Genomic DNA, 7,478 nt, shown 5'->3' with positions numbered 1-7,478 from the left:
TTTAATAACTGCTCCCTTAATGCTTCCGCGCCACCGCCTACGAAGATAATATGATCAAGCGTAGTAGTTACAAGCTCATCAATGAAGTTGTTCAACCGTTTAGCAACATGTTGCTTTGCCTTATTGCATAGCCCCTCACAATCCTTTGACTCGCCCCTGACAGTAAATTTATTCGTGCGCAACGCCTTATCAAGCATATCTACGCGTATATGTTCCTCATCAATCTCATACGCACTCGACAAATATTGCTTTAGCTTTTTAAATACATCTAATACACCTGTTTTAACAGTGTCTGAGCCTGGCATATAAATTTCATTAGCTGAATTAATGAAAGATATATCAGTGGTGCCACCACCTACATCAACAACTAACACACCATTTGAAACTTTATTTACCATTTCGCCGTTTTCATCTACCATCCAATCAACAAACGCTGATAGTGATTCGGCGTAAATAAGATGCTCACGCATAATAGGTGGGTTTTCACTCACAGCTGTTTTAGCCAGAGGTTTTAGACTATTTTTAACCTTTTGGATCGTTGCCTCATTTAGTTCGCCATCATTATTAAAATATTGCTTTAATGGCAGACCTGTCGAGAGTCTAAAATCTAAATTAGCAAAACCAGAGCGATATATAGCATTAGAAACCAGCACATTATTCACTTCAGAATAACAATAGGAGTTGTTTCTGATGCTTTCGGGATCAGGTACGTTTTCCCCAACTGTGTAAAATTCACTGTCTATTTCATACAACCCTGCAGCGCCTTTACCGGTAACACTAACATTCACTTTCCCAAGCTGAGCTCTTGAAGCGATTGACGCTGTTTTTATGTACTTTGTACCATCCTTACCTTTTACCCATGCTGCAACTTTGTGGTACGCATAACCATTATCATCGGCTAAGTCATACGCTGAAGCTTCATTTTGCTTGTAAAGAGTTTCACCTTCATCCAACAAAATAGATTCGAGAATGACTGAATTTAGAATATTACCCATGAATTAACCTTCTTCTGCGTTGTTTATTACTGTTAACTGGTCGTTTGCCACCAGCCCAAAATTTTCGTGCCCGTTTAGTTGAAACTGGCACTGAATAACCAAAATAATCAAGAGATGCGAATAGCGCTAACATGAACAAGCCGAAGTAAAAGGTTGGCTTACTAATATGCAGGGCCATTGGTATAAAAGCCCAAACAACCCTTGCATCTATCTCCACAAAGAATAAATTTATCTTTGCGTATGGTGATGATGCCCACCATTGAAAGTCATCATACTGTTTCATCGAACCTCCTTAATAGCTCATTCCATTCTGAAAACTCAGACTCGGTGATTAGTTTCTGCAAGTGAAGTCGTTTTGTTTCAGATTCTAAAAACTTAATATCGTCTGCTGATAAATCCTGTGCTAATTCTTCAATACACACATCGATACTTAACAGGCCTTCTGAAAACTTTTTAAAAATACTAGACTTGATAGATAAACCGGTTGACTCGATATACTCGCTTAAAAACCGTGTAAGGCTTTCTTCTTCTTTAGCAATAATGGAATACATTTTCATTTGTAAAGTTCGATTTATATGTAGCTCTTCCATTACAGCAACACGCCCTCCCCCGCGCTTGTTTAACAACCGCTGATGGATTATGGATTTAGTAGAACCTGCTAATTTCAATAGTTTTGATTTTTGTTGCTCTGCTGGTAAATCATCAACCAGCCTTTCTAAAGCGTTAGAGCAGTTGTTCGTATGCCCAGTAGCAAAAACTAAGTGACCTGTTTGAGCTGTCAATATACCGGCATCAATTGACTCAGCATCACGAAGCTCACCTAGCAAAATTATATCGGGCGAACGTCTGAGCATATGTTTGACGAATTTAGTAAATGAAACGACATTGGTCCCTAATTCACTTTGTATTACCCTTGAAAGACGGTTCTTAACGTGTTTTAAATCATATTCAATAGGATCTTCAATTGTGAGAATATGCTTGCGCATTGTTTGGATAATGTATTTAAACAATGAAGCTATTAATGTTGTCTTACCTGAACCTGTCGGCCCTGTAACCAAGACCAGACCGTCTTTATTTTTTGTTACATCAATAATACGCTGTGGTATTTTTAACTCTTCCACCGATGGAGGCTCACCCTCGGTAGGACGAAGCACAACTTCAATACCTTCATTTATCGCTGTAACGCTGTTGCCTGCGCTTGCATCAACTCTGAACCGAAGTTTTTCATCTTTACCAAATAGAAATGAATAGGCGAACCCAAAAGGCCTACCGCTTCTTAATTCTGTTTGAGCTGATGTTTGATAGATATCCTTAAGCAATTGAGCCAATTCGTTATAAGAAATATCTCTACGAGAAACGTTGTGTGTGATGTTATCTTTCTTAATACCGAGCGGTTCATTTGACTCAAGAAAAATATCATTTGCACCGACTTCTTTCACAGCCCATATCAAAAAGTTATTAAAGTCTGATTCCGTAAAACCAATCTGAGGGCAGTCTTTCCACTCATAAGTTAATTCACCTTGGCTATTCATGAGCGCCACCTTTATTAAATACTGGCTTCCAATCTGTTACTTTGTTGAAACGCGAATCTAGCTGAATCGAGTATTTAACATCATTTAGATTTATAGTTTTTCCTGAATCCAGTAACATGACACTTGATTCATCTTTAATTAACTTTGGTAACGTCACAATATTTTGAGCAAGCAAATAGCGAAAGCGATACAGCCCAGCTACATCTTTACTTAATTTATTAAGGTCACTTGAGAAAATACTGTTAGCTTGTTCCACACCGCGAAACCACCCACGTTTAAATTCACTTGCCCACAATTCGCTTTCTTGATTTGTTCTAGGATAAGAGTTCCGAATAGGTTTCCTTGGTTTCGCTATATTGCGAACTAAATAGTCGCGCCAAGTAGGGACTTGTGAAACTATTTTTGGTGGCTTATCTAAGGTGTATGACATATGAACAGTTCGAGCTTCACGATCACTGTTTTTGACATATATACGCTCAGCTTCGAGCACAGTAGGCATGAGCATTTTGCCGTCGATAACAAACTTAGCAAGGCTTATAGTTTTATTTATAACAAATGATTTTTCATTAAGAAGCGCTTGTATTTCATTGTTTCTATAATAAGCACCTTCTTGCATTCCCCACGAATACGCATCAACAGCAACAGCATTTAGACGCATTTCTTGAGCTTCTACCTCAGCAAGCTCACTCATTTCTGTATGAGAAACTTCTATAGAGTTTAATAAGAGCTGCTTTGCATGTTGTGGTAACTCACCTTTAGAATAGGCCGGAAGTGAAATAGCAACAACCATCGCAGATATAACGTATTTACTCGCTAGCATATTCCACCTGTATGACTTTTTCTTTCATCTTAAGTGTTACTTTTGCACGTTGCCTTGCTTGGTTGCCTGCATCAGCGAGTATGTCGATTAATTTTCTGCGTTTAGTATCTACATAAACAATGATCCCATTCGATGGTCTAACATTGAGGTATCTAGGTGGGTTTAGACCTGCAATTTCTGACACTTGCTCTAATAAAGGCTCTATTGGACCTACCCATTGGTCACCAAGTGAGTAATACGCATCCAAAGACGGAATGAAATGCATATCAAAATCACCGATTCTTTCACTACCTGCCTCTATATAACGAGCTGACTCTATTTCATACAATTTACGCTCATAATCAGCAATATCCTTTGCTACTTGTAATAGTTGAGCAATCGCTGGGTCTGGCTCGTCAACGACAATATTTTTTTTACTTGAGGCACAGCCAGCAATAACTAACAAGCAAAGTGAAATTGATATTTTTATGCAACGCATTTAAACACTCATTTTTTAGTAAATTTTCTCAGCCCAAAACAGCTGTTCATTTAATTTTAAACATACCCAATAAGCCTGTATCGCTCCCAAAAAAGCAGTTGACTCACCTGTTAGAAGGGAGTCCTGCCTAAAAAGACATTTACCCCTCTTTGTTAGATAGTAACCTTTGCCTACTTAGGTTTTACTTTCGCCTACTTAGGTTTTATTTCCGCCTACTTAAGCTTTAATTCCACCTACTTAGGTTTTACTTCCGCCTACTTAGGTTTTACTTCCGCCTACTTAGGTTTTACTTTCGCCCACTTAGGTGTTGCGCTTGACTTAAAGGGAAAACCTATCCTCCGGAAAAAGCCTCTAATGTTTTCAGCCTTATTAAACAACATTATTTTCACCGCTCAACAAAAAAGTGATTATTTTGCAATTTAGGTGCTGTCGCAAAATCTCTAATTTGTTATTTTCACAAATTAAGAGGAGTAATTAATGTTTCCAGAAGAAAGAACACGCACAGCCGATACTGAAGATAAGTACGTTATAAGGGCCAACCAATGGATAACTCGATACTTCAAGCATTCAGGTGCTAATGAATTGGATGTAAATTTCATACACTACGTTGTAGATATGACTAGAAACAAAAGCTTTGCTAACTGGCGTCTAGTTAAAGCAAGCCTGATTCATTACTTGGACATCAACGGTAAAAGTGGCTTGGCTAAGAGCCTTAGTGATATTGACGGCTCTCATACTGACAAAAAGTGTCTAATAAAAAGAACATCAGCTAAAAAGAAGAAATCTGTTAGCGAGATTGAAGCAGACAAAATATCTAAATATCTGTTCGCGCTAGTTAAAAGTGGTGCTCCAGGCAAACACGACAAACTCACACTAGCAATGTTTAATGCAACGCTTAGTGTTGGTTTAAGGCCACAAGAATGGTGCACTTGTGAATTAATAGATAGCCGTGTTGACGGTGTTGATGCAGAGCCACCCATACTTAAAGTAAAGAATGCCAAAGCAACTAACGGGAGAAGCTTTTCTGAGTATCGATATATAGGTTTATCAAAGCTAGACAAGCATCAAATGAGTTTCATTAAGTTAACCATAATGTTGCTATCAGAGGATGATGATATTACAGCAAGAAAATCCTCTGTAGCGCTGGCAAGTCGTAGGTTAAGCGCTGTATATGCACGATTTTTCCCAAAAGCTAAAGAAAAGATAAGCATGTACAGTGGTAGGCACCAACTTATTGCTAACCTAAAAAAAGCAGGTTACTCAAAAGTAGAGATTGCAAGCATTGTAGGTCATGGTAATGACCTTACCGCTGGTACCCACTATGCTAGAAAAGCTGCAGGCTACACTTCCGCTAATTTACCAAAACCAGATAAAGCAGCAATAAAGAAAATAAAAGTTATAGAAAGTAAATTCGATATCAAAAAAGTGAATCATAAAAACCTGAAGAGAGTCAATGAGTAGTAACCACCTATGATATGAACAACTCCCACTAAACGCTGCGCGTTTTGAAGGAGTTTCAAAAAGAAAGTAAGCTACCTTTTTAGGCTGGTTCCCAGCCTGAATACCTAACGCCCAGTTTAAATTAACTTGCGCACTGGCTACATCGCGGGGCTTTTCACAGCCACATTCGCATGAATGCCAACGTTCAGCTTAGGTCTTTTTCTTCTTAGCTCCGCAGTCTGGAAAGGTTTGACTTGGCTTAACTTGCTTCGTTGGTATTTCAACGTATTCGCTACCAGCTTCTTCCGCTTTATAGGATAGCAAGTTAAGAGTCATGGCTGGCGCTGTGTTCAGGATTTCCCGATTCAAGCCAGCTTTTTGTTTTACCATTTTCCCATGCTTTTCAGCAGTGCCTTTGGCGCTGCGAGTCATATTCTTAACGGTGAGTTTTTCAGTGGCGATCAAAGCCGCCACTTTCACTAATTTCGCGGTTTCTTTGTGAGTAAAATCGAGTCTTTGACGGGCGATTTTCTGGTGCAGTTTAGCAATCTTGCACTTCAGTTTGCGGTAAGTGCGAGTCCCTTTCTTTGCTAACGCGAGGTCACGCTGCAAAGATGTTAATCGCTCTTTGCTGCTCCTGAGATAGCGAGGGTTTTCGACTTGCTCAAAATTACCATTCTGATCGATTGTTGAAAAATAGTGAGAAACACCCCAATCTAAACCAATAGCTTTTGTGCCACACTGCCTTTCAATGGAATCATATTCCATTGAAACTGATATGAACCACTCGCCATTCTTGCGAATAATTTCGGCTGTTTTGGGTTTACCGCCATCATTTCTGGCTTTGCCTCGGATCTTAACAATGCCAACATCAGCCAGATAAACAGCACCGTGTTTCTTTTCTTTTAGGTGAAGTTTCCAGCCATCTCCATGCGCTTTATAGCCCCATCCTTTAAAGCGTTGAAACGGTTTAAAGTGACCTATTCACTCTGAGCATTGGCATTGAAAATACCTTGACATCCTCCCTCTGCTAAGTCGCAGGGGGATTCCCATTACTAGGGCGCACGCTAAATTGCTTTAGGTGCAAGTTCCTGATTCATCAAGCGGCTAACGCCGACTCTCCACAGGCTAACAAGCGGTGTCCCCGCTCTAAAATATTTAATGCACCAACAATGTCCGCATTGTTGATGTAACCACACTCGACACACTCAAAATGAGCTTGTGTCTTCCGGTTTTCTCTCGATACATGACTACAGCAAGGGCAGGTTTGGCTTGTGTATTGAGCTGGTACAGCAACAACTAAGCCGCCATTCCATAACTGCTTATACTCAAGTTGTCTTCTGAACTCATACCAACCTTGATCGAGTATTGATTTGTTCAGCCCTGACTTGGCTTTCACGTTCTTGCCGTGTTCTTCTGCATTGCCTTTCGCTGATTTAGACATATTAGATACACGTAAGTCCTCAATCGCTATCATTGCGTGATTCTTGCTGATTTGATTTGAGGCTTTGTGTAGGTAGTCCTTGCGGCAATTCGCAATGAGAGTGTGTAGCTTTTGGATTTTGGCTTTCTGCTTCTGCCAGTTGGTAGAGAATTTAACTTTTCTTGATAGCTTGCGCTGCTCGATAGCCAAGCGTTTTTCATGCTTGCGAAATGCGTTAAGCGGTTTTAGGTGTGAGCCGTCAGACAGCGTGATGAACTTGGCAACACCCATATCAATACCAACGGCAGATGTAGAGTTATGCTTAGGCTCATCAATATCTTGCTCTACTTGGAACGAGATATACCAGCGGCCTGATTTAAAGCTCACAGTGCAGTTCTTGATGTTGCCTTGCACTTCTTGAGACTTTGTGAATTACAACGTTAAGCGCGACTAAACAGCGCTATTTTGTACTGATGGAAGAGTAAAGAATTTCGTTTGGCGACCTATACGAAAAGCACTGTAAGGTGGCTCTCGATTTGTATCAACAAAAAGTGTGTACACGATTTCCAGCTTCAGATAACCAATACAAAATAATGATGTAAATGGCTCATAAAAAGACTCAATTAGCCAAACAATAGCCTATAGCGATGTAGTCTCGAATCCTAATTGAGGTTTAAGTACAAAAAAGCGATAGAACTCACATTTAACCGCCAGATTATTAACTTTGCGCCCAGAAAATATCAAATAAAATCCTATACATACAAGAAGTTGCCTACTTGAGCGGACTAGC

8 protein-coding genes are annotated in these 7,478 nt (G+C 39.7%); 1 reads left to right on the top strand and 7 read right to left on the bottom strand.

Annotated features, from left to right (window positions below):
• The 5 genes from EVU92_RS21525 to EVU92_RS21505 all read right to left on the bottom strand — a co-directional run.
• The coding region (locus EVU92_RS21525; RefSeq protein WP_130053229.1) for a ParM/StbA family protein at positions 1-995 on the bottom strand (995 nt) is incomplete at its 3' end.
• Positions 988-1,278: an IcmT/TraK family protein gene (gene icmT / locus EVU92_RS21520; RefSeq protein ID WP_130053228.1), complete on the bottom strand. Its 291-nt coding sequence runs from the start codon at positions 1,276-1,278 to the stop codon at positions 988-990. The genes EVU92_RS21525 and icmT, both read right to left, overlap by 8 nt.
• A complete protein-coding gene (locus tag EVU92_RS21515; protein WP_130053227.1) occupies positions 1,265-2,527 on the bottom strand; it encodes an ATPase, T2SS/T4P/T4SS family in 1,263 nt (420 codons plus the stop codon). The genes icmT and EVU92_RS21515 overlap by 14 nt, the downstream gene beginning before the upstream one ends.
• Positions 2,520-3,347, bottom strand: coding sequence for a type IV secretory system conjugative DNA transfer family protein (locus EVU92_RS21510; RefSeq protein ID WP_130053226.1), 828 nt, complete (start codon positions 3,345-3,347; stop codon positions 2,520-2,522). Before EVU92_RS21510 ends, EVU92_RS21515 begins: the two co-directional genes overlap by 8 nt.
• Entirely contained in the window at positions 3,334-3,825 is a 492-nt protein-coding gene (locus EVU92_RS21505; RefSeq protein WP_130053225.1) for a DotD/TraH family lipoprotein, read from the bottom strand. Before EVU92_RS21505 ends, EVU92_RS21510 begins: the two co-directional genes overlap by 14 nt.
• 477 nt (positions 3,826-4,302) lie before the next feature.
• Here EVU92_RS21505 and EVU92_RS21500 point away from each other — a divergent pair, with 477 nt between their 5' ends.
• A complete protein-coding gene (locus EVU92_RS21500; RefSeq protein ID WP_130053224.1) occupies positions 4,303-5,286 on the top strand; it encodes a site-specific integrase in 984 nt (327 codons plus the stop codon).
• Between the two features lie 189 nt (positions 5,287-5,475).
• Here the strand turns inward: EVU92_RS21500 and EVU92_RS21495 are convergent, their stop codons facing one another.
• Positions 5,476-6,249, bottom strand: coding sequence for a transposase (locus EVU92_RS21495; protein ID WP_240701343.1), 774 nt, complete (start codon positions 6,247-6,249; stop codon positions 5,476-5,478).
• 115 nt (positions 6,250-6,364) lie between these two features.
• Positions 6,365-7,102, bottom strand: a complete 738-nt coding sequence (locus tag EVU92_RS21490) for an RNA-guided endonuclease TnpB family protein (protein WP_130053223.1) — start codon at positions 7,100-7,102, stop codon at positions 6,365-6,367.
• Positions 7,103-7,478: the final 376 nt, after the last annotated feature.

It is taken from the genome of Pseudoalteromonas sp. MEBiC 03485 (assembly GCF_004195145.1).
Classification (GTDB): domain Bacteria; phylum Pseudomonadota; class Gammaproteobacteria; order Enterobacterales; family Alteromonadaceae; genus Pseudoalteromonas; species Pseudoalteromonas apostichopi.
The sequence above is the reverse complement of the archived record's forward strand: the minus strand, read 5'-3'. Positions and strand labels throughout refer to the sequence as shown.